Source organism: Sphingobacteriaceae bacterium, assembly GCA_016715905.1.
In the GTDB taxonomy this organism is placed as follows: Bacteria; Bacteroidota; Bacteroidia; order B-17B0; family Aurantibacillaceae; genus Aurantibacillus.
Window position 1 is genome coordinate 107,115 of the sequence record JADJXI010000004.1, and the last position, 24,805, is coordinate 131,919.

At 31.3% G+C, this 24,805-nt stretch carries 19 protein-coding genes; 11 read left to right on the plus strand and 8 right to left on the minus strand.

The genetic code is table 11. The features are described from left to right. The first annotated feature begins 8 nt into the window (after positions 1-8). From IPM51_04720 to IPM51_04760, 9 genes are all read left to right on the plus strand, one after another. Positions 9-2,117 carry an OmpA family protein gene (locus tag IPM51_04720; protein MBK9283605.1) on the plus strand — a complete coding sequence of 703 codons (2,109 nt, stop codon included), beginning with the start codon at positions 9-11 and terminating at the stop codon, positions 2,115-2,117. A 22-nt stretch (positions 2,118-2,139) separates the two neighbouring features. Beyond that, complete coding sequence (locus tag IPM51_04725) at positions 2,140-2,412, plus strand: acylphosphatase (protein ID MBK9283606.1); 273 nt, start codon at positions 2,140-2,142, stop codon at positions 2,410-2,412. 61 nt (positions 2,413-2,473) lie between these two features. Then, positions 2,474-3,448, plus strand: a complete 975-nt coding sequence (locus IPM51_04730) for a M23 family metallopeptidase (protein MBK9283607.1) — start codon at positions 2,474-2,476, stop codon at positions 3,446-3,448. Beyond that, complete coding sequence (locus IPM51_04735) at positions 3,448-4,773, plus strand: amino acid permease (GenBank protein ID MBK9283608.1); 1,326 nt, start codon at positions 3,448-3,450, stop codon at positions 4,771-4,773. Before IPM51_04730 ends, IPM51_04735 begins: the two co-directional genes overlap by 1 nt. Next, on the plus strand, positions 4,766-6,019 hold the full coding sequence (locus IPM51_04740) for a serine hydrolase (protein ID MBK9283609.1): 1,254 nt from the start codon (positions 4,766-4,768) through the stop codon (positions 6,017-6,019). The genes IPM51_04735 and IPM51_04740 overlap by 8 nt, the downstream gene beginning before the upstream one ends. Then, positions 6,019-6,390, plus strand: a complete 372-nt coding sequence (locus tag IPM51_04745; GenBank protein MBK9283610.1) for a diacylglycerol kinase family protein — start codon at positions 6,019-6,021, stop codon at positions 6,388-6,390. The genes IPM51_04740 and IPM51_04745 overlap by 1 nt, the downstream gene beginning before the upstream one ends. Before the next feature lie 111 nt (positions 6,391-6,501). Next, positions 6,502-7,305, plus strand: a complete 804-nt coding sequence (locus IPM51_04750) for a hypothetical protein (protein ID MBK9283611.1) — start codon at positions 6,502-6,504, stop codon at positions 7,303-7,305. 270 nt (positions 7,306-7,575) lie between these two features. Continuing rightward, on the plus strand, positions 7,576-8,130 hold the full coding sequence (locus IPM51_04755; protein MBK9283612.1) for a hypothetical protein: 555 nt from the start codon (positions 7,576-7,578) through the stop codon (positions 8,128-8,130). 27 nt (positions 8,131-8,157) lie between these two features. Beyond that, positions 8,158-8,760 (plus strand): hypothetical protein, encoded by a 603-nt coding sequence (locus tag IPM51_04760; protein ID MBK9283613.1) that lies wholly within the window; start codon positions 8,158-8,160, stop codon positions 8,758-8,760. A 2-nt stretch (positions 8,761-8,762) separates the two neighbouring features. On the opposite strand, the gene IPM51_04765 is transcribed toward IPM51_04760, so the two are convergent. Together IPM51_04765 and IPM51_04770 are read right to left on the minus strand one after the other, a co-directional pair. Continuing rightward, complete coding sequence (locus IPM51_04765; protein MBK9283614.1) at positions 8,763-9,182, minus strand: response regulator; 420 nt, start codon at positions 9,180-9,182, stop codon at positions 8,763-8,765. Continuing rightward, complete coding sequence (locus IPM51_04770; GenBank protein ID MBK9283615.1) at positions 9,169-10,593, minus strand: hypothetical protein; 1,425 nt, start codon at positions 10,591-10,593, stop codon at positions 9,169-9,171. The genes IPM51_04765 and IPM51_04770 overlap by 14 nt, the downstream gene beginning before the upstream one ends. Positions 10,594-10,985: 392 nt before the next feature. On the opposite strand from IPM51_04770, the gene IPM51_04775 reads away from it, so the two are divergent. Continuing rightward, on the plus strand, positions 10,986-13,916 hold the full coding sequence (locus IPM51_04775) for a PAS domain S-box protein (protein MBK9283616.1): 2,931 nt from the start codon (positions 10,986-10,988) through the stop codon (positions 13,914-13,916). Positions 13,917-14,007: 91 nt separating this feature from the next. Here IPM51_04775 and IPM51_04780 read toward each other — a convergent pair whose 3' ends face one another. From IPM51_04780 to IPM51_04800, 5 genes are read right to left on the minus strand one after another with little or no spacing between them, the layout of a single operon-like run. Then, entirely contained in the window at positions 14,008-14,454 is a 447-nt protein-coding gene (locus tag IPM51_04780; protein MBK9283617.1) for a sensor histidine kinase, read from the minus strand. A gap of 42 nt (positions 14,455-14,496) precedes the next feature. Next, on the minus strand, positions 14,497-15,102 hold the full coding sequence (locus IPM51_04785) for a response regulator (protein ID MBK9283618.1): 606 nt from the start codon (positions 15,100-15,102) through the stop codon (positions 14,497-14,499). Beyond that, complete coding sequence (locus IPM51_04790; GenBank protein ID MBK9283619.1) at positions 15,095-17,200, minus strand: sensor histidine kinase; 2,106 nt, start codon at positions 17,198-17,200, stop codon at positions 15,095-15,097. The genes IPM51_04785 and IPM51_04790 overlap by 8 nt, the downstream gene beginning before the upstream one ends. Before the next feature lies 1 nt (position 17,201). Beyond that, a complete protein-coding gene (locus IPM51_04795) occupies positions 17,202-17,981 on the minus strand; it encodes a hypothetical protein (protein MBK9283620.1) in 780 nt (259 codons plus the stop codon). Then, positions 17,974-20,310 (minus strand): Rv1355c family protein, encoded by a 2,337-nt coding sequence (locus tag IPM51_04800; protein MBK9283621.1) that lies wholly within the window; start codon positions 20,308-20,310, stop codon positions 17,974-17,976. The genes IPM51_04795 and IPM51_04800 overlap by 8 nt, the downstream gene beginning before the upstream one ends. 168 nt (positions 20,311-20,478) lie before the next feature. Here IPM51_04800 and IPM51_04805 point away from each other — a divergent pair, with 168 nt between their 5' ends. Further along, a complete protein-coding gene (locus tag IPM51_04805) occupies positions 20,479-20,940 on the plus strand; it encodes a response regulator (protein ID MBK9283622.1) in 462 nt (153 codons plus the stop codon). 17 nt (positions 20,941-20,957) lie between these two features. Here the strand turns inward: IPM51_04805 and IPM51_04810 are convergent, their stop codons facing one another. Continuing rightward, the gene (locus IPM51_04810; protein ID MBK9283623.1) at positions 20,958-24,605 is read right to left on the minus strand and encodes a hypothetical protein; all 3,648 of its coding nucleotides are present in this window, start codon (positions 24,603-24,605) and stop codon (positions 20,958-20,960) included. Positions 24,606-24,805 lie beyond the last annotated feature (200 nt).

Consider the following 24,805-nt stretch of genomic DNA (forward strand, 5'->3'; position numbering starts at 1 on the left):
TAAAAATTATGTTCAGTAAAAGATTTTTCCTTCTATTCTTCGCCTTAGTTTGGCTTAGTAACTCATTTGCTCAATCTAAAAAAGTTTGGATTGAAATTGCAGATAACGCATACGAAAAACATGATTATGCTACCGCTGCAGTTTATTACGAAAAAGTATTAGACGATACAACTGTGTTGAGGAATTATGTAATTCCTTATGAAGCTCAATTGGTAAATTTAAAAATGAAATCACTTTTTAAAGTGCCTGAATTAAAAGTTACGCATAAAAAAGACAGTATTAATGCTACCAAAGATGTTATGGCAGGTACTAGTAAGTATGATTTTATACTTTATCGTTTGGCAACTAGTTATCGTTTAAATTTTGATTACCCGCATGCTGTTGATGCGTATAAAAAATGTATTGATCAAAAGGTTTATCCTGATGCGCCTTATTATTATGGCTTATCATTAATGGCTTTAAAAAGATATCAAGAAGCTATGACTACTTTTGATGGTTACGCCGTTGAACAAGTAGGTACGGATTCTTTATTAAAATTGGCGACTAAAAAACAATCTGCTTGTTTCTTTGCTTTAGATTCTATGGCGCCAAGAAGAAGAATGAAAGTGCGTAAAATGGATTCTTTGGTTTTTAATAGAGGAACTAGTGCATTTGCACCGCAATATTATTTAAGTGATAATAAAATGATTTTTACGAGTGCACGTAGAGGTGGAGTGGTAACTGACCCTGAAAAGCAAGACTCAAAGTACTATTGTGACTTGTATTATTCAACTTTGGATGATACCATTTGGCAGCGTCCCGTAAATTTTGGCCGTCCGGTGAATACCTCTTTACATGAAGGAGCCGGAGTTTTTACTCCGGAGGAAGTAATGCTCTTTACTCGTTGGAGTGATAATAATCGGAACGAATCTTTCATTTATATGGCCAGAACTTTAGACGGAAAGTTTTATGAAGCCATGAAACTGGGTACCAATATTAATGTTCCGGGTTATAAATCCCAACAACCGTATGTAACTCCGGATGGACAAAAATTATTTTTCTCTTCCAACCGGCCGGGTGGTTTAGGTGGTTTTGATATTTGGCAAGCTAATATTACCAAAGAAGGATATATTGGTGAGGCAACAAATTTAGGTGCGCCGGTAAATACATCCGGTGACGATGTAACTCCCTTTTTCCATTCCATTAGCAACACCTTATATTACAGTACAGATGGTTATGTAGGTTTGGGTGGATTAGATGTGCATAAAACTTCTTTAAACGTAGATGATTCATCGTATGCGACGCCTACAAACTTAAACGGGCCGGTAAACTCAAGTAAAGACGATGCTTATTTTATTTGTGATAAGTTAGGTAACAAAGGTTTCTTTGCTAGTGATAGAGAAGATTGTCCGGGTGGTCATTGTTATGATATTTATGAATACGTAAATGATCCTTTAGTATTTAATTTGGAAGGCTTCGTATATGATGAAGCAACAAACAATCCTATTCCAACCGCTTTAGTTACTGTGATTGATGTACACGGTGGTGATGAACCATTCTATTGTGTAACGGATGAAACCGGTTTTTATTCAACTCCATTAAAGCCGCACATGGAATACTTTTTAAAAGCACAAAAAACCGGTTATTTTGGTAGAGCGGATGAGGTTTCTACTAAAGGAAAAACTGAATCTGAATTATTTACTCGCGATTTCTTTTTAGGGAAAATTCCTGAGGGTGATATTGAAATTGAAGGTGTTGAATACGATTTTGATAAAGCTACATTGCGTCCGAAATCACTCGAAGTGCTGGATAAAATCATTGATCTCCTCAAAATTAACGACAATTTACAAATCGAACTTAGTTCGCATACCGATGCGCGAGGTAATGATGCATATAATATGCGTTTATCTCAAGCCCGTGCACAAAGTTGTGTGGATTACATGATTAGCAAAGGCATTGCTAAAGATAAAATTCATGCGCAAGGTTATGGCGAAACTAAACCTATAATTCCGGAAGCGGATATTAATAAAATGGTTCCGAAAAGTGAAGAGTTTGAACTCGCTCATCAGAAAAACAGAAGAACTGCCTTCCGTGTTATTGGCGAATCAAAAATTAATATCATCAATAAAACACAATAATTTTGTGTCAATTGTCTGATTTTTGCGGCGCCATTACAAAATAACTATTCGAGGTTTAGTACAAGGTGTATCTTATCGTTTTAATGCGCAGGCTAAGGCCCACGAATATGATCTAACCGGTTTTGTAAAGAATAATTACGATTTTTCTGTATACACTGAAATTGAAGGGGAAGAACATAACATTAATAAATTTATTGAATGGTGCTATGTGGGCCCTCGTTTAGCCAAAGTTACCGAAGTTGCTGCGGAAGAAGGAGAGCTTATTGGTTATTCCACTTTTGAGGTGCGTAAATAATTGTTTAACTTTTTTAATTTTTCTAAATCTCATTTATCCGTATCTTTACTATGAAGCTAAAATGAGCAAAGTAAAGTATAGATTCAACACCAAATCTTTAACCTACGAAAAAGCAAGCCTTTCTTTCAAGGATTTGTTTTTGCGAATTATTTCATACTTGGCCACAGGGATTGTGTTTGCTACCATCACCATTATTTTGTCCCGCAAATTTTTACCATCGCCGTACGAAAAAAAACAAAATCGAGAAATAGATGCTTTGAAATTACAATATGAGTTATTGGCCAACAAAGTAAGAATGGCGGAAGATGTTTTGAAAGATTTAGAAGAACGGGATGATAATATTTACAGAAGAATTTTTGAAGCAGAACCTGTTCCTAACACCATTCGTTATGGGGGTACGGGTGGATCTGATAAATACAGCGTGTTTGAAAGTTACGAGAATGCCGATCTATTAACTTCTACTACCGAACGAATAGATAAACTCACCAAAAGATTATATATACAAAGTAAATCCTTTGATGAAGTTGTTAAAATGGCGAAGAATAAGGAAAAATTAGTAGCCTCTATACCTGCCATCATGCCAATTAATCAAAAAGATTTGTTGCATGCCATAACCAGTGGTTTTGGGTGGAGAACACATCCAATTTATAAAACACAGGAGTTTCATCCCGGAATGGACATGACTGCACTACAAGGTACACCCATTTACGCCACCGGTGATGGAGTGATAGAAACTGCGGATAATTTGGCACAGGGTTACGGAAATCATGTGGTTATCAATCATGGATTTGGTTACCAAACTTTATATGCGCACATGAGTAAAATTAAAGCAAGAGTAGGGCAAAAAGTTTTAAGAGGAGAGTTGATAGGATACGTGGGCAGTACCGGTTTAAGCACTGCGCCACATGTGCATTATGAAGTTATTCGTAATGGCGAAAAAGTAAATCCTATTAATTTTTATTATAATGATCTTTCTCCGCAGCAATATCAGGAATTGATAGAGCAAACCAATAAAACTTCTCAATCATTCGATTAATGTCTTCTCACAAAATCGGATTCAATACCGCAGTTTCTGTAGTTATTGCAAATATGATAGGCACCGGCGTGTTTACCAGTATTGGCTTTCAAGTAATGGGTATACAAAATGGTTTTGCTTTACTAATGCTGTGGATTGTTGGTGGAGTTTTGGCTTTATGCGGTGCTTTAACGTATGGTGAAATTGGCGTAGCCTTTCCGCAAAGCGGTGGCGAGTATAATTATTTATCCAAGTTGTATCATCCTTTAGTTGGATTTACCAGTGGATGGGTAAGTGTAACAGTTGGATTTGCGGCTCCAATTGCTGCTGCTGCTATGGCATTGGCCGGTTATATTTCAAAGTTATATCCTTCAATAAATACAGTGATATTAGCTATTTCAGTTATTATTATTATTACAAGTATTCATGCTATTAATACAAAAGCAGGTGGATTATTCCAGCGAATATTTACTTTGGCTAAAATAGTTTGTATAACTATGTTTATTGGCTTTGGTTTATTTCATTCGCCCCAACATACTACCGATTTTAGCGTAAACTCTTCTGCTTGGAGTGATATTTTTTCAGCTTCATTTGCAGGTTCCCTTATTTTTGTTACCTATGCTTATAGTGGATGGAATGCGGCCACATACATTTCCGGGGAAATAAAAAATGTAAAAAAGAATTTACCAAAATCTTTAATTGTAGGTACTTTTATTGTAATGATTATATACACCTTGTTGAATTACGTTTTTTTATACTCTGTTCCTATTGATGAATTAAAAGGTGTGGTTGAGGTTGGATTTCTTAGCGCAAACAATATTTTTGGAGTTTCTACAGGTAAATTTATGAGTCTGGTCATTGCTTTATTATTGGTATCAACCATTAGTGCGATGATATTTGCCGGACCACGTGTTATGCAAAGTATGGGAAATGATTTAAATGGTTTACGTTTTTTTTCAAAAGTAAATAAAAATAATGTGCCTTATATCGCAATCATTATTCAGTCAATCATTTCAATTGTTTTGGTTGTTACCTCTAGTTTTGAGTCGTTAATTACTTATGTGGGATTTACTTTGAATTTGTTTACTTTTTTAACGGTAATGGGTATCTTTATTCTAAGATATAAGCAAAAAGGTGTGGAAAGAAGTTATAAAACATTTCTTTATCCCGTTACTCCGTTACTATTTTTGTTTATCCTACTTTGGATATTAATTAATATTATGATTAATAAACCCGAAGAATCACTATATGGATTATCAACTGTATTGATTGGTGCTTTGATTTATTATATTACAAAAGGTTCGAAAAATAAAAACGAAGAAAAAATATCGGTTAGTAATGAGTAAGGTGAAGTTAACCTCCATGCTCTTTTGTTTTTTTTCGCTTTCTTTCTTCTCGCAAAACGCTACTTTATTAGATTCCTTGTTTAAAGCTGATTCCTTATTTAATAATCCAATTATCAGCAATCCAAAAAAGTTTAAAACACAAATACTATTCACTCAAATAAATAGAAATGAAAATAACAAGCCTTCCTTTGTGAATCATGCGTATCAAATCAATGAAAATTATTTTTATCCGGCCAGCACGGTTAAACTACCCATGAGTATACTTTCCCTCCAAAAGTTAAATGAATTAAATAAAATTCCCCGTAGTTCAATTTTAATTGCAGACAGCGCCTTTTATTGCCAGGAGAAAACTAAAATGGATACCTCGGCAAAAGCCATTAAACCAAGTATCGAAAATTATATCAAACAGATGTTATTGGTAAGCGATAACTCTGCTTTTACTCGCTTGTATGAATTTGTAGGTTTTGATTATCTGCATCAAAGTTTGGCTAAAGCCGGATACGAGAAAGTAAGATTAAATAGCCGTTTAAACGCGAATTGCAGTGGAGATACAGCAAAAATCACACCCCCTGTTTATCTATTGAATGACAATGGGGATACATTATATAAACAAGCGTTGGCTTTTCCTACGCACACTCTTCCACATCCTCTGGCTAGCGCCAAAGTTGGCGTTGCTTACTTTGATGTGGGTAGAAAAAAAATAAATAAACCTAAAGATTTTAAGCAACACAATTATTTTTCGATAACGGATATGCATACTATTTTAAAGGATTTAATTTTTAGCTCTGATTCCGTAAAACAAAATCATTTTAAATTAGAAGTGGAACAACGTCAATTTTTAATTCAACAAATGGGTCTTTATCCTCGCGAAAGCCAAATGCCACAATATCCAAATGAAATTTATTTTGATTCGTTTAAAAAGTACTTTATGTATGGAAATGCGGTTGCTAAAGTAAAAGAAGATTCTGTTCGTGTTATCAATGTGGTAGGACGAGCCTACGGTTTTTTGATTGACTGTGCTTATATTATAGATTTGAAAAATAAGGTTGAGTTTTTATTAACTGCGGTTGTTTTTGTGAATGAACGCAATGTAATAGGTTCGGGTAAGTACGAATATGAAAAATTAGGACTACCTTTTTTGAAAGACCTGAGTTTAGTCTTATATAAGTACGAAGCGAAAAGAAAGAGAAAATATAAACCTGATTTGCAGGAATTCCAACAATTGTTTAATTATAAATATAAATAATGAGTTTTATTGTAAGAAGATTGCGTGCATTCAAATACGCGTTTAATGGTTTAATAACTGCAATAAATATGGAATCAGTGTATTGGATTCATATATTGGCAACGGTTATAGTTGTTATTACTGGTTTACTTTTTTCTATAAACAAATTTGAGTGGTTAATACTCATTTTATGCATTGGATTGGTTTGGATTGCTGAATTAATTAATTCTGCAATAGAACGTTTATGCAACTTTATATCATCCGAAGATAATATTCAAATCAAAAATATTAAGGATATCAGTGCGGGAGGGGTATTAGTCGCTAGTGTGATAGCTTTTATCTGTTTTCTAATCGTATTAATTAAATATCTTACATATACTAAAATATTTTAGAATTCGATTTTAAGTAAATTCGGTATTATATTACATATGAAATAACAGCACCAAAATACAAAAGCATTAAATTTTAAAATACGCGTACTTTATTAAAGTAAAAAACGCAGTATGAATAGAATTTATTATAGCCTAAAAGAAAGTATAAAACCATTAACTCTCAAAAAAGCTTTATTTTATTTGTTATTTGTTTCTATTTTTTTAGTAAGCAATATTATAAACGCCCAAACCGAATGGTTAATTCCAATTAATAAAATACATTATTCAGGTGCAAAGTCAGTAAATCGATTAAGTGTAGAAGAATCTTTCTTAAAATCTATTACGGAAGATACAGTTGCACAACAAGAAATTGATATTTTACCTTTTAATAGAGTTCAATATAATGAGTTTGTTTTAAAAGGAAATTTAGATCTAAGTATTAGCGGTAATTTGTTAGGTGGATTAGTTGCTCCGCAATTGTATTTTCAACGAGGGTACCATACGATTTATAGCGGACCATTATTTCAGCAAATAAACATGAAATTAGGCGGAGTAAGATTAGGGTATTCGTTTAATATTACAGGTGGAGATTATAATGCCTTAAAGCATTCAAGAGAATACGTAGATCAAACCTTTTATTTAAACGCTTTTTTATATTATCAGTATACCAATGGTTTGTACCTGAGTAATAAAAATAGAATAATAGAAGAACGGGGAAGTTGGGGAATAGATATAGATTGGACGAAATATAAACTTAAAACCAATGAACTTTGTATAGGCGTGGATTTGAATGTAAGGATTTTAGAACAGTTGGTTTGGAATTTCAGATCTGGAATATCCCTATTTAACAATTTAAACCATATAGAAGGAATGTGGAATGAAGGACAAGGATGTATGTTGCTAATCGGAACCGGTATTACTGCAAAAATCCTATAAATTGGATTTAATTGATCTCCACCGGCAAATTACATTATTATAAGTGTGATAAAAGATGATTTTAAAAAATCTTATCGTTCTTAAGCTTAAAATCTAAATTTTAGGAATTCACATGATTAACATTGAGGGCAAAAAATCTTAAAACCCTCCTAAAATTTAGATTATCGAAATACAATTATTTCTAACAGATGATAAAAACGAAAGGAAATAAAAATAGAAATTGGAATAAATCGCTTTTACTTTGTTTTAGAAAATCAAATGTCAAAATATATGAAAACGAAAAGTAAATCATTGAATAGTTTCTGCAAGGCAGGACTTATTCTTTTGTTCTTATTATTAATAAATATTCCTGCAACCGCAGGCAACGGGAATGAAAAGAAAAAAGCCAAGAATGAAGTCTTTTCTCTTACAATTAACGGTTTAATTTCTAATGTAAAGGAATTAGAAAATAAAAACTGCCTGGTCGAATTATATTGCTATACTGAAAAAATAGATTCCGTAATCGTAAATTCAAAAGGTTTTCATTTTGTGTTAGATAAAAATAAGTATTATACGATTAAAATAAGTCAAAAGCAATGTGTAACTAAATTAATTAGTATAGATACTGAAACACCGGAAATGATTAACAATAAACATATTTTTCAATTTGAAACAAGTATGTTAAAAGAAGCTGATGCCACTAAATTAGATAAAATGGTACTTGATTTTCCGGCCGCATTAATCATGTATTACGAGGGTATATCAGGATTTGAGTTTTGTTTGGAATATGATAAAGTAAGAAATGACATGCTGAAGCATGGTAAAGACTTTCATTCCATTGATTAAATAAGAGTAAATTATAAAAGACCGATTATGAAAACAAAATCGCTTTTTAGCCTGGTATTAATTACTTTAATATTTCTTTTAATATTATTATTTAGTGAATGTTCGGCCCAACAAATTTATGCTAACGTTACTATTGATGTAAAACATGGGGGACAAACACAGTGGACCATTAAGTATAATAATTTAAGACCCTTAAATAAGTTTATTTTTAAGATGGATACATCATTTCAAACTCGGAATATAATTAATAGTTTAACCAAAGAAAAATTAATTTGGTATAAAGAAGTAGGTAGTTTTAACTCATCAAAATATCAGTATTCGCTTCCGGCCTTTAATTTTGAATCGAATCAATTTGCATATAACATCACTTTAGTTTTTCAAGCCGGATTTTTAACTTTTCAAAATTTTAATTCAAAAGACAACGAAATTAGTTACGAAGACCATGTGAATTTAGAAAATTTACTGCCTCAAATTTGTGATAAAACGGGTTATCCTATTCTTCGCTCAATAAAGTACTATGTTACGATTAATTACTTGAACGAGGAGGCGGCGAACACAGAATATACAAATGACGAATTATTAACTGAAGTTAAGCACAATCGACGTAGTTTTGTTTTAAACAGGTTTTAAAATTAAATAGTGGCCAAAATATCCTTAGTTAGTGGTTTGTTAATAAACAGAATGTCTCCGGATATACTTTCTGCTTTTAATCGATCTTCAGGGTGAACCGAGGAGGTAAGAATAACTCTTCTGCATTTTTTTACTCTATCACTTTCAATCTCATTTAATGCTTCAATGAATTGAAATCCATCTATAATTGGCATATTTAAGTCAATAAAAATAATATCAGGGAAAACATTGGTATTTTCAAGATCTATAAGGTCGATATTTTTAAGAAATTCTAATGCGCTTTGACTACTGGTATTAATATATATTTTTTCCGCAAATTCTGAAGATTCAATAATTTTTTCATTAATGAAATTATCTAATTCATTATCATCAACAAGCATAACTTGTTTGTGTTTGTAATTAATTTTTTTACGTAGTTTCATGTGCTTTTAATTTGGTATTCAAAATAAATGATAATGAATTAAAAACCGAATACCTACCTGAATTTCTAGCTTCAAACAAAGTAAATTCATCTAATAACTTAGAAAGATTGTTGCTTTTTTTGTTATTAATGAACCCTGTAAATATTTTTATAAGATGGTTTACGTGAGAATAATTTACTTTTTCTGCTTTAATTTTTCTTTGTATTTGACTTATAATGTTTAGGGCCATTTCAAAATCTTCCAATTCAATTTGATAAAAAACATCTAATAGTTTTAACTCAATAATCAAGTGAGTGTGATCTTTCAAAATCTTCAAATTTAAAATATCGTGGATAATTAAATGAGCCTCTTTTGCATTTCCTAAAACAAAATTAATTAGAGACTTATAAATTTTTAGGTTAATTTCTGTAAAAGAATCGAAGGGGTCTGTTAAAAACTTTGAATTAAGCTCAATATTTAATTTATCATATTCTTTATGCAATTGAAAATATTTAAATCGATTTTCCAAATGTAGTGAAGTTAAACTAATAGCACTACTTAATAAAATTCTGTTTTTATCTATTTCTATTTTATCCAAATACTCTGTTGCTTTACTGTTTTCTTTTTTTCTGAAATAATATTCAAAACTGAAAATATCTATGATATAATCGATTTCATGTAAAAAACAATTTTTAGGAATATGATTCATTAAATCATAGCAAGAAGTAATGGTTTCCAGCAATTCTGAAGTAAGTTTATCAGTATGATTACAAAATAATTTAAATTGAACATCAATAATATTTTTAATTAATTGCATTTTTTTAGCAGGATTTAATTTTACCTGATTTTCAATTTCTTTTTGAAGGAAGATTAATTTTTCTAAATTATCCTGAGATCGGGTAAAATGGTATTCCCCTAAATATCGATTAAATTCACCCAGTATTTCTTCACATTTGGCACCGGATATTCCTAACGCAATTTGTTTATTGTGTAAACTCGAATAGTAATAGTATTTATCAGAATAAAGATGTAACTTTTTTAATGCAGAGTACACATAAATAAGCTCTACATGCATATCAAAATTGAGAAGATCCTCAGCCAGTTTAGTTAAAAAAGCAATGGCAACAGATCGTGGAGAATTGAAACATTTTTCATTTATTAAAGCAATCTGATTTAAAAGTGCATTACTATCATGTTCTGATTCGCCTGTTATGGATATTTGTATTTTATCGTGTAACCTTGATTTTAAAACATAAAATGAGTTTTTATTAATTTGTAATTTTTCCATAATTGAAGAATCGTCATGTTCACCAGTCCGATAGGATTCCAATAATAATAAGAAGTTGTTCGCCTTATTTTTATGAAGATTTTCTCTCAAATTTTGATAAAAATCCGTTTCCAAATCATTTATAATTTTTTTTAATTCAATCATAACTCTTCAGTTCTCCAAATTTAATATATTTTATGCTCATTTATTATAAACGGTATATTTTAGTTTGATGTAAGTATTTTATAGATTCCGGTAATTATTGACCGAATTTGACACCTCACAAAAAGCAAATAGAAGTTTTATCGTTTATTTATTTTAATTCGAAGTTTAAATAGAGTAATTCAGCTATTAGATTTAAAATATCTAGTAAGATTCATTTCATTCGATCATTAATCCACAAATAATCACATGTAAGATTTTTTTTAGATTCGGAACGTTTTTGGATTTTTAATCAAATAATAAAGTTAATAACTAAATAATTTTCTAATACTTCTCAAAATAATCTAATTCCATTTAAAGGATTACTTATTTTTATTAAATAGTTAAATTGACATATGATAAATCAGGTTAATGAATACTTGCCTTTTAACATGCAAATAAATTTGGATGAAGCTTATAAGAATGCTCCTTTTCTTATTGCATTAATTAATAAAGATAATTACATCATTTCTATTAATAGAGCTGTTTTTCTGAAGGGAATAAACGCTAAAGATTATATAGGTAAAATGATAAACGAAGTGGATTTGCCTTTTGAGATAGAACGGAATATTACTTTGTTGGATATAACCAAAGATTTTTTTATAAATAATAGGATACACCGACCTATTGAGGTATCATTTAAACTAAAACAGCGAACTAAATATTTTGAATTAATATTTTGTGAAGTTTTAAGCAGTACAAGAGAGAGATTGTTGCAAATTTATATAAATAACGTTACCAAATATAGATTAATACAAAAGCAAGTTTACCGAAGTAATGATTTACTTATTAAATTGTTTGATACAACACCTGTTGGCATCTCTATCAATGATTCTATTACCGGTAAATATTTAAAGTGTAATCGTAAATACCTCGATATTTTAGGCTATACTGAATTTGAGCTATTAAGCAAAAGTTTTTTGGATGTGTCTTTTCCCGATGACCTTCCAAATGACCTTCTGAATTTAGCTAAATTAAAAAATAAGGAGATAAATCAATATGAGTTAAAAAAAAGATATATAACAAAAAATGGTGAACTAATTTGGGTTAAATTGTTTGTAGCACCTTTATCATATAATACTGCCGGTGAATTGGAGTCTCATATCGCAACAATAATCGATTTTACATCCGAAGTTACTAATAATAATTTATTATCAACCATTGATGAGATTGTTTCGGTTAAAACAGGTGATGGATATTTTAGCGAACTATCTCAATTTTTATTGAATTATTTGAATGTAAAATATGTTTTTTTTGGTAATTATAATCAAGTAAGTCATTCAATGAATTTTATATCATTCCGTAATAATAAATCTGAACTAGTAGACTACAGTTATTCCTTACCTGGTACTCCTTGCGAACAAGTATTAAAAAGCAATGAATATAAGTACTATGAAAATGTTCAAAGCATTTTTCCGGAGGATAAAGATTTAACCAAGTTAAATGTATATAGTTATTTGGGTATTCGACTTATTAATGAAAAAAAAGAAGTAAAGGGTATAATTACTTTAATGGATGACAAGCCCATGCAGCAAATTGAAAACAAAGTAAAGATACTTATGCTTATTTCTGATAGAAGTGCCAATGAAATTGAAAGAAAGAACAATTTAGTGAATCTGTTAGACAGAGAAAGATTTAATTTGGGTATACTCAATTCATTGGACTCTAATATTTGTGTGTTGGATAATGAAGGTTTTATAATTATGACAAATGACTCTTGGAATAAATATTCATTGGAAAATGGCGAACCTAATTTAGCAAATACGGGTATTGGTAGAAATTATTTTGAAGTGTGTAAAACTAGTTTCAATTTGGGTGATAAAATGGCGTTAGAGATATATAATGGAATCTTATCCGTATTGAAAAAGAATATTAAAAAGTATGTCGCTGAATATCCCTGTAATTCTAAATCAACTATAAGGTGGTTTGAAATTAATGTTACTTTGCTTTCAAATAGTAATCATAAATTGGTAATTCGCCACACCGATATTACTGTAAATAAACTGGCACAATTACATCTGTTAAACTCAATTGATGATTTACTTACAATAGATAAATTAAATAATTTATCAATGAAAGGTTGTAATAAAGCAGAATTAATCAAATATTATATGAATGTTTATCATTCTGCTTTTAATTCTAAGTTAACTTGTTATTTAAATTATCAAAGGCATAAAAATGAAATTAATGTTGAAATTCAAATTTCAGAAAATGACTTGAATCAAAGTTTTAGGGAACATACCGGATTTTCACTTGCTGCCTTAAAATCAAATTTGAGAGAAAATAATCATTTAGTTAAAATTATAAATACGAATGAAGGTGTTTTTTTAAAAAGGACGGAGGATATTGCAGATTTTTATGCTGATTGTTTTGGGTTAAAACTACCTAATATCATGACCGTATTAAAATTATATAATATTAATTCAATGTACATTACTCCTGTTATTTGTAGTAATGAAATATTAGGTATTATCATATTATCATACATAGATAATATTTCAAACGATATTTATGAACGAATTAGATTGTATAATAATCATTTTATTTTGGCTTTAGAAAAGTCTGAGGTAGTGAATAATAATAAAATATTAAATGAAGACTTAAAAAACAAATACAATTCTTTATTACAGTTTAATTACATAGTATCTCATAATTTAAGAGCACCTGTGGCACATATTAAAGGTTTATGCAATTTAATTAATTCGAATAACGTAGATATGGCAACAAAGAAAAAGTCTTTAAACTTTTTAAAACTCGCAGCAAATAATATGGATGAGACATTAATTGATTTAAATAATATATTAAGCACAACAAAATCCAAAAGCCAAATAAAGGAATTACTAGATTTAGAATTATTATTTAATTCAATTAAAATATCATTACAAGGAAATTGGCCAAAAGAAAACCTTGATTTAAAATTAGAAATCGATCCAGAAATAAAAAATGTTTATTTAAATAAAAATTACCTACAAAGTATTATTTATAATTTATTAAGTAATGCAATCAAGTACAGACAAGAGCAAAGAAAGCTAATAGTAAATATAAAATTTAATATGATTGATTATAATTTATGCATTGAGATTAATGATAATGGGAGGGGGATTGATTTGGAAAAACACAAGAATTCAATTTTTGGCCTTTATAAACGTTTTGATTTGAGTACTACAGGTAAAGGATTAGGATTGTATATGACCAAGTTACAAATTGAGGCTTTAAGCGGAAAAATTGAGGTTGATAGTATCCCCGGCGTAGGAACAACATTCAAAATAAGTGTACCTTTAGATTAAAATATTACTAATGATTCTTTCAGTTATTTTGATTCTACTAAATTACTAAGGTATATTGAGTAGATAGATTGTAGGAATTTATTTTATAGATTTAACTTAGGGAATGATTCGGTATTATAACATCAAAAGTGGTGCCTTTAGTTGAATTGGCAATCGCATAAATCTTACCATTTAGTTTTTCAATAGTTTCTTTAACAATATATAAACCTATACCTGTTCCTTCTACATTTCTTTTATCATTGGCCCTAAAGAATAGTTTGAAAATATCCTTCAGAAAGGCCGGATTTATTCCTATACCATTATCTTTAACTTTAATTTCCACTTGTTTTTCATTTATAACAATATCTACGTCTACAGTTGGGTTCTTTTCATTGGGATCGCTGTATTTAATTGCATTAGAAATAAGATTGTTTAATATTACTTCAATTCTTGATTCATCACTAATAAATACGGTTTCTTGTTTTTGATTGATATTAATTTTAATATGATTGATTTCATTCTCATGTAAATGTTCAATTTTACGAATTAATTTATCCAAATTAATTTCCTCAAGTGTAACTTCCGACCTGGCATTTCGATACTAATCCAATATATTTTTAATAAAATCGTCCAAATGATGTATTCGACCTTCAATCATTTCTATAATCGGTAAAGCCCCATTACATTCAGGTTTGAGTTTGGCCACTTGTGCTAATCCAAGTATGGAAGTTAAGGGAGAACGTAAATCATGTGAAACACAATAAACAAATTTGTTCAGTTCTTCATTTGATTTGGATAACTGCGAGTTTAATAGTTTAATTTCATTTTTTGAATTATAAATATTAACGCAATTTTCTATGGCTAATGATAACTTATCCCAATCCCAGGGTTTATGTAAGTATTTGCTAATCTGCCCTTGATTAATAGCATCTATTACAATTTCAATATCTATATAACTGGTAATTAATAATCGCATGGAATCCGGATAAAGAATTTTTGTTTTTTCAAAAAACTCAATTCCGGTCATACCCGGCATTCTTTGATCGGCGATAAGAATTTCTATATGTTTTGTTTCCAGTAATTTTAAGGCATCGTATCCGTTTAAAGCTGTGTGAACTTCATACATCTTTCTAAAATAGCTATAAAAAGAAGCAAGATTTTGATGTTCGTCATCTATATATAGTATTTTAATTTTTTCGTTATTCACTTATATTAAGTTTTATATGAAATAATATTGTGATGGTTGTTCCTTTTCCTTCAAAGCTACGAATATTTATTTCAGCATCATGACTTTTTAAAATAGAATATACAATAGACATGCCTAAACCGGTTCCTTCTCCCACATCTTTAGTAGTAAAAAAGGGTTCAAAAACTTTTGAAATGGTAGAAGCTGACATCCCAATACCTGTATCTTCAATCGAAAACAGAACTTGATCGTTAGTCAAACTTGTGTTAATTGTAATAAAATTGGTTTGGTTTTTGGTATTTTTTTTCACCGCAAAAATCGAATTGGCAATTAAATTCATAAAAACTTGATTTAATTTTCCGGGAAAACATTCAATGGCCGGAATATTTCCGTAATTGGTAATAATTTTTAAGTTGTCTGGTATTGAGCTATTGAGTAAAGTAAGGGTAGATTTGATGCCCTCATTGATATTCACGGTTTTTATATCAATTTCATCAAGCCTTGAAAAATTCCTTAACCCTGACACAATTTCAGTGGTTCTCTTCGCGCCTTCCTCAATACCATTAAGCAAAGTGAAAATTTCGGATTTAACGTATTCAAAATCTATTTTTTGCTTAAATGCTTCAATGTCCTGTTTATTAACTTGCTGTAAGTCCTTTAGTATTAATTCATATTTATTAATTAATTCTAATACGTCTTTAATGTCAAGTTTCAGCGGTTTAATATTAGCGCTCACAAAATTTATAGGATTATTTATTTCATGCGCAATTCCGGCTGTTAGTTGGCCGAGTGAGGCCATTTTTTCGGCGTTTACCAATTGAGATTGGGTTTGTTTTAGATTAGCAATTGCATTATTTAACTCTTGAGTTCTTGCTGTTACTTTTTCTTCTAACAACACGTTTTGTTCACGCACCAGTTTTTCTTTTTCTTGCACGGCCTCTAAACTTTCTTTTTTATAAATATTTATTTTGGACGCTAAGGCAAAAGAAAGTAAAATTGTTTCAATACCTGAGCCAATCTGCATGGTGTATCTGGTGAAATTGTTGAAGGGTAGTACACCCACATCTTTTAAAACAAACACAATTACTCCAATTAGAAAAATACTCCAACCGAATAAGAAGTATTTAGCGGGCGGATAACCACTTTTTACAACCAAAATAGAAACAATTAACATGTAAATGGAAACAACCATGGCATTTAGCTCCATGATTTTTTGACTTAATTCATATTTATCTATGTAAGCTAGTATAAGAGATATTAGGTAGATGCTTAAAAACAGATAGGTTAAATTGAATAATGTTTTATTAAAACTTTTAATTTTTAGAAAAACATTCATAAATATTAAGGCGGCAATTCCAACAAAGCTCGGCAATGTAAATAAACTGTATTTTGCTAGTGAATGTGAATTGGGCCATAAATATTTTAAAGTATAGCCTTGTAAATTAGTTTGCGTTAGTAATACCAGAATAATATAAATGACGTAATAAATATAGTTAGAATCACGAACCGAGAAGTAAACAAATAAATTATATAAAATCATAACCAGCATGATGCCACAATAAATTCCGGAAAGAAAATTTCGATGACTAATTTTGGATTGTATAATTGAAAATTCGCCAATTTGTAATGGTACCTGAATTCCTTCTGAACCTTTAATCTTAATAAAGTAAGTTCGAGTGCTATCTTTTGGTATGTTGCATTCAAATAAATAGTTAGGGTCATCAAATTTTCTTTGGTAAAACGGAAAAGCTTCGCCATAAGTAATTACTTGATAAGGAGATTTAGCATCTGTTTTTTTGTAAAATTGTACTTCATCAAGAACCGGATTTGAAACTTCAACTAAAAATCTCTCTGATTTGGAAGTATTTTTGATAATAATTTTCAACCAAAATTGTGAACTGGAGAATCCAAAATTTGGTATTTGTTGAGTTTGTGAAGTGAAAGTAAAATTTGAAATATTTTCTATGGTTGCGGTGTCAAATTTATCCTCAAATATCCAAATTCCTGAATTGACATTAATGATTTGATCACTTTGTTTTATTGTTATTTGAGCACAGGTTACAAAATGTAATGACAAATTAAAAATAATAAAGTAAATATAATAATATATTTTATTCATATTATTTTTTACAAATTTTTTTTATTTCTTCCAGGTTGTAATTTGTGTTAGTCAAATTAGGTCCTTCGGTTATATTTGTATAACGTGTATTAAATTGAATCACTAAATTAAAATTATTGTGAGTTTCAGTTATTGTTTGCTTTAAATTATTTCTTAATAATATCATGTTATCGAAATCTTTTTTAGCAGAATTTTTTAATGAAACTGCATCTAAAATTCCGATTACATTAGCAATATGTTCTTTTGTTGGATATAAAAAATCACCGTTATTACCTAGTGATTTGTCAATTACAAAACCTATTTCACTAAAAAGTTGAAGGGTATGCCAACCACAAATGCCCAGCATTTTGGTAAATTTTAATTGATTGGCAGAAGAAACGGATGCCCACATTAAATAGCGAGCAATTCCAAAGCCTTTAACTGATTTAGCCGTCCACAATCCGCAAGACTCACTAATTCCTCCTTGTACAGCATGTTCCATTACACGCTGGTGGATGCGCTCATCCATATATCCGACAGCTGCTTCAACTGGTAATGGGATTTTGCCGTCTGCAATTTGAATTCTGACTCCACCAATATATTCATCGGTTTCTGTAAATTTGGCGAGTGTGCAATAGATAAAAGGATTGTATAACCAATCTGTATTATTTGTTGTTACATTTTGAATTCCATAGTCAGCTAATACTTTTCTATGCCCCGCTAAATATGCTTGGCATAAGTCAGGCTCATCTATAGCCCTGAACACAAAAAGTTCAATTTTACTTTTACCAAAATTATTCATATATCAATACATCCTCAATAGGTAAGCGTAAAGATTTAGCGGTAACTTTTTCCGTTTTATAAAGTCTAAAAATAAATAAGGCATGTACGTTTTCTTGTAACTGAAATATATTCCTAAGTCTGTTAGTTTCTACTTTTAAATCATTATAAATATCTTCTATTCCTTCTTTTTGATTATCATTAATTCGTAATGATAAAAATGTTGATATAGATATAGGTTGTAAGCTAATATTATATAAAGTAGCATTTAACCAAATACGCTGAAGTGTTTTTCCAGCTTCAATAAATGAATAACCTGTGGTTTCGTATGCAGTTAATACGCCAATGGCCGAACAGGAATCGATTGATTTGTGAATTAATTTAGATAATCCGTTGCCTAAATTCCACTTGTTTAAATAATTCATCACTTCCCAATCTTTTGAAACATAAAGCCCCGCCTGCTCGGTAGGAGTAAGGTCAATCGTTTTTAATTCTACGCCATCTCTAGTTAGCATGGCAGTATCTTCTGACCATCTGATTTCATTATTGAATTGTGCGTGCCCATTTTTGGTGAGTAAAAAAAGTCGATTAATTGATCCTAAAGTTTCCTTAACGGAATTTAATGCTTGTTTATCCGATATAATTTTAAACTTTATTTTGTTAAAGTTAAGTCCCATTTTTAAATTGGAAATTTCTTCAGGAACTAAATTTTGATTAAAATCTATTATTCGGTTAGTGATTCTTTTTGGTATAGCTTCAAATAAAGATTGCTCTGTTTCACTTAATTTATTACTACTTTTTGTAAGATAAGTTGACGCAATTAAATTTGATTGTTGACCAATAGGAAAAATATTACAATTTAAATGGTAACCTAATTTTAGTGAAGCTAGTAATAAATTATACAGAGCTGCTCCATAAGAAATTAAATTTGCCGAATTATTATAATTAAGTATTGTTTTACTACGTCTTGGATCATTAAAAAGCAGAATGTGTTTATTAGTATAATGCCATTTCCAAGGCTGAATATTACCGCCGGAAGGAGCCGTAATGGCTAAACTTACCAACTCCTCAATTTCCTTTTTACTTAAATCAACACAATCGTTTACCTGATTTTTGGACAGTTGAGCTTTAATTTCTTTTAAGTCGTTTTCAAATTCCTTTAATTCAGTTTTTGGAATTTGTTCTGTTTGTTTAGGTTTTATTCTTTTAGCGTATGTGATAAAATCTTCTTTCTCATTATTGATGTTATCTTCAATGTCCAAAAAATATCTTCCCGAATTTTTAAAAGTATTTAATAAAATTCTTCGACAAACATCAGCGCATATGGCTCCTCCTAATACCACGCCGCTCGCTAATTGAGGCCAGGTAGTAATGGTTTGTTCTATCTCCAGCATCGATGCTTTAAGTCGGGGAGAGGAGGTTTCAACACCCAGCATGGGCAGCAAATACGGAACCTTTTCTTCATTGGTTTTTGCATTTTTAAGTTTCTCCAAATCCAGATGATCAATTAATCCATGCAATATGGGTAACTTAGGATTTAAGTCGTATCGTTCAATATCTGTTGTACCCCGGTCGCTTGAATTCATTACCACGGCAACGCCCAATTGTTTGGCTTTTTGTCTGGCTCTGATTTTGGCAAGTAAACCGTCACAAACTTCAATGCAAATGTCCAGCTTTCCGTCTTTGCTAAAAAAATCATCGATGTTTTCTTCACTCAATCCTTCGTGATAACAAGTCACTTTTAAATAAGGATCAATCTCGGCTATTTCGCGCGCTACAACTATTGTTTTCTTTATTCCGAAATTTTGGACACCGGTTTGTATTCTGTTTAAATTGGATAATTCTATTTCATCAAAATCTGCCAATACCAATTCTCCGCAAATTCTTTCAGTGGCAATAGTCATGGCAATTGCTTTACCCACCGATAATCCTATAATACCGATTTTCTTTTTAAATAATAACTGTTCTTCATCCGGCGTTATTTTGTAATGATTTCTATTTGTTCTAACCGAAATATATTCATCACGATCAAGTATGTGAATTAATTTATTGTTCCAGGGATAATACACCCAAACTCCATATTCTGTTAAACTGGTTTTGCCAAGATGTTCTTTGACTTTTAAATCAATTTCATCTACTGTTAGTTTAACCGATGGATGTTTTAGTTTAATGTATTCCTTTAGCTGTCCGTATATAAAATCCACCACTTCTAATCCGGGTGTGTTTAATACTTCAAGCAGCTGCGATTTTTGTACCGAATCACGAATGTTAAAAAAAAGAGGACGAAACGAATCTGTTTTTAACATTCCGATTTCTTTTAATTCTTTGATTTTTTTGTCAAATTCTTCCAAAATCTTACATTTAAATGATTAATAAGTTAAAATGCACCCCATTTATCGTTAATAACGACGTATTCGGTTAAATTTAATTTATTAATAAATAAATTGCAAAAAAAAAAGTGGATAATTAATTTTTAATTGTGAGTTCTTTTTAAATAAGCATTAAATTCAATTCTAATTATGCAAGAGGAAATAAATGTTTTGTACGTTGATGATGAGGAAAATAACCTCATTGCTTTTAAAGCATCTTTCCGCCGTGATTTTAATATTTTTACGGCATTATCTGCTAAAGAGGCTGAAACTATTTTAGATAATAATTTAATTCATGTGCTCATTACGGATCAACGAATGCCCGAAGCATTGGGAACAGAATTGCTTGCTAAGTACGCAATGAAATTTCCGGATCAGGTGCGCATTTTATTAACCGGCTTTGCTGATATTGAAGCTTTAAAAGATGCTGTGAATACCGGAAGAATTTTCAGGTACGTTGAAAAACCATGGAATGAGGGGGAGTTAAAAAAAACAATCCAGGATTCCTTTCAGGTTTACCAAATTAAAAAAGCTCAGGATGATTTTAATAAAAAAGTATTGCTAACTAACGAACAGTTAGAATTTATGCTCCGTCAGAAATTATTGGATTAAATACGAATAACCGGGATTTAATAATTTACAGCTAACTTAAATAATTGCGTTCGTCCGCCGTGATGTAAATGCAAATAATAAATTCCATGCTCATAATTACTTAAATTAATATTAAGCTCTACTTTACCACTTGCACTTAATTGATTGTTTAAAATTAATCTGCCCAAACCGTCTCTTACTTCATAATTAATATCGTTCGTTCCGCTTAATTCCGCTTTTAAAATAAATGTTTTGTTTTTGTGAGATTCTAACTTCCAATTTTCAGCTATGGTGTTATTTGAATGAAGCCCTACATCAATACTTTGTATAGTAATATTTTTTATAATGGTATCAATACATCCGGTTGGACTGGTACTGATTAACTTCACAGCATAGATGCCTGTATTTGTGAAAGTATGCGTGGGTGAAAATACCGTACTTTGCGGACTATTATCTCCAAAATTCCAGGTATTATTTAAAGTATACATGGTTTGGTTGCTGAAGAAAACAGGTTCTCCGGCTTTTTTACCCTCCGGACAAATAAATTCAGATTGAATTGGAATAACACTTTGTATTACATGACTGGAATAATTATTATCACATTGACCAACTGTATTCACTTCCAATGAATAAGTACCGTAACTTATACCGCTTAAGGTATCGGCTGATTCTTTATTTAAACTGGTTTTAATAATTTGTCCCGATTGATTTTTCCAAAAATAATTCCAAGGACCGCTGTTTGTTCCAACTCCCGTAATATTTGCAACTGACAAATTATTACACTGAGGTTGTGTTACGTTTGTATTTACTTGTAAGGAATTGATGGTAATGGATAAAATAAATCTGGAAACACTGGTAGTATCGGCCAATTGAAAAACATAATCATTTTGCTTTAAATCTATATTGTTTGCTGTGAATTTATCGTACAAGTTAACACAAGCTCCGGAAGGAAATGAACTAAATCCATCAGAGCTAATGGTATAAGTGCCATTATACCCGGTTAAGGTTTTTAATTCTGTAGTGAAAGTACCTACAATTGGAGCAATACCATTTACTTGTAATAATTTGTTAGCCGCAGGTAGTGAAATAGTTGGTGCATTGTAATCTTGTCCGGGTAATTTATAAGCGTCATACATGTTTTCAAAAGCATTGCTTGCACCGTTTTGCTCATAAAGCACACATTCATCTTTAAAATTAGAAGGACCGTTTAAAAACAAGCGCACTAAAGATGTAGGTGTATTTTGCGCAGCTGCTTTTAAAAAAGTAGGATTTCCAGCTACTTTCATCGCTTCTGTTGCAGCTAAAGTAGTTGAACCGGTTAAGTGAATCATAAATCCTTGTCCGATTGGAATTGCGTCGCCAATTCCACCGGAACCAACAGCAGGCGAACTTATTCCATTAATAAAAGTGGCACTTCCGCCGGTTCCTCCATTTAAGTCAGCATTAAAAGCATATAATGCATTTTCAATATTCGGATTTGCATTTCGTAAGGCGGTCCAGCTAATCGGCGAAGGCATGGGGTTACAAATCAAATTCCATCCGTCGTCATCCTGCGAACCGTAACTATTATAAGTGATAGGGATATTCACATTAAACTTATTGAGTGATCCGGTTACATCCAGAATGAGATTATTGGTGTTTATTAAACCATCTCCTAAATACACCCAATAACCTTTTGTATTCACAATTGGATCTGTAATGCCTGAAAGCGGAATATAGGCCGCAAAATTATCATAGGTGCCGTTTACACTTTCATCATAGGAATAAACAGAAAGAAATCCCCCAGGAGGTTCACCATCCGGACAAGTAGGGCAGGAGATGACAATATCATCATCCCAATCTTGTAAAGTTAATCCACCGGAAATGGGTGTGCCCAGCAAGGCCCAGCCTGTAAATCCCCCCGGTGCAAATCGTTGTACAGTTACATTGCCAATAATATTTCCTGAGCCGGCTAAAGAAGCTAACCTTGCGCTATTATTAGCTGATGATAGAAAGGTAAATTGCTGACCGTTAGTGTTAAGTGTTCCGTTTAAAATAGTTAAGGTATTGATTAAATTTTCAGCTGACTGAAGTGTGATTCCATTTGTATTATTGCAAGTAAGATTATTAAAATTAGTGACGGCACTTCCTCCAATAATAGGGGAAGGGCCATTCATAAATACGGTACCGTTTTGCGCGTTAAATGAACCACTATTGATGAAATTGCCATTAATGGTTAGTGATTGGTTTAATACAGTTACGTCTACATTAGCACCTGTATTAATGGAAAAATTTGTATTTGCCAATATTGCCGTTGAAAATGATTTAACACCGGAGTTTGAAAATTCTAAAGTGTTAAACGTTTCGGTTACTGTTGCAAAAATAGATTGAGGTGCTGTTCCATTAAAATGAACTTTTCCGTTTCCGGTTATAAAAAATCCAAGTGTTCTATTCCAGTTTCCACCTAACGAAATATCCAAATTATTGGCGTTTAAAGTCCCGGTGAAAATATTGATATCCTGCACTACTGGCAGTGAATTGCTTACTAATTTAGCAACTACATTTGCGCTGCTAATATTTAAATTAGGCACACTGTAAGTAGAATTAATGCTAATGGTTTGATTGGATGGGGAACTGCTGTTGCCCAGCTGCAAGGTGCCGCCCGTTATACTACCCGAAGTACTTCCGGTATTGGTAAATCCCAAATCCTGAGCTCCGCTTCCTCCTTCACGGGGAATTAAAAATAATCCACCCGACATATTAAATTGAAATCCGCTGGTAGTAATATTTACTGGGGCAATGCTGGTATTTGTTGAATTTATAAAAGGTACTGTTAAAGTGCCTCCGCTTTGACTGAAAATTCCGGGAATAGAACCCGTTGATAAATGACCTGCTATATTTAATGCGCCGTTTGTAATACTCAAAGTACCCGCACTTAATTCTAAATTTTCATCCGCAGCATTACCAATATTTAAAACACCATTAGTGGAAACTAATCTGCCCTGCACGGTCATGCTGTTACCGGCTGTAATGGTTGAAGTAGCCGAATTATTCCACAAGCCGGCATTGCCCGGAATATTAGATGTACCGGAGTAAGGATTTAAACTGAAATTTCCTGCGGAAGAAAATCTGAACGTACCGCTGTTTAACTGCAGAAAATTATTGGGAACCGTAAATACCGTACAGGTTACATCTAAAATATTCGCTGCATTATTTCCCATTTCCAAAATAATTACGCTAAATTCAGTTATTGCTCCTATTCCGCTTAATGTTTGAGAACCGTTACGAATAAAACGAGCTCGCACCCAACTATTATTGTCGGCAACTAAATCCAAGCGATTATTATTAGTGATATTTCCTACTGCAACAAGTGTGTGAATTGCGTTGGAGTTATTTCTGGTTTGAAATCTTCCGGTTGAATTAATACTTATATTGCCATTAACTGTAAATGATCTGGCTGTATTTCCGGTATATCTCAAACGAGCCATTGATCCGGTAGCGCCACCAATAGTTAAATTATTACATGCGGCATTGGTGTTTATATTAATTCTTCTACCGCTGGGAATCACCACATCATTAGTTGCTGTTGGCACACCTGTAGGGCTCCATCTGCTTGGATTATTCCAATTACCATTGGCAATGGCTGTTTTAGTTTGCCCTATTAGTAAATTGGAGATAAAAATTGAAAGGAGTATAAAAAATCGCATATATTGAAAATCAAATAAATCTTACATCTGTAAGAAATACTAATTTAATTACTACAGGTGTAATTGGCGAAATAATTAGATGAATGGTAATTTATAAGGAATAAGCGGTTATAATCTATCGATGATTTAGTTTTTATAAATGTAAGATACTGAAAAAGTGAGTGTTAGGGGAAAATGTAAGAATTGAACAACTTATTATT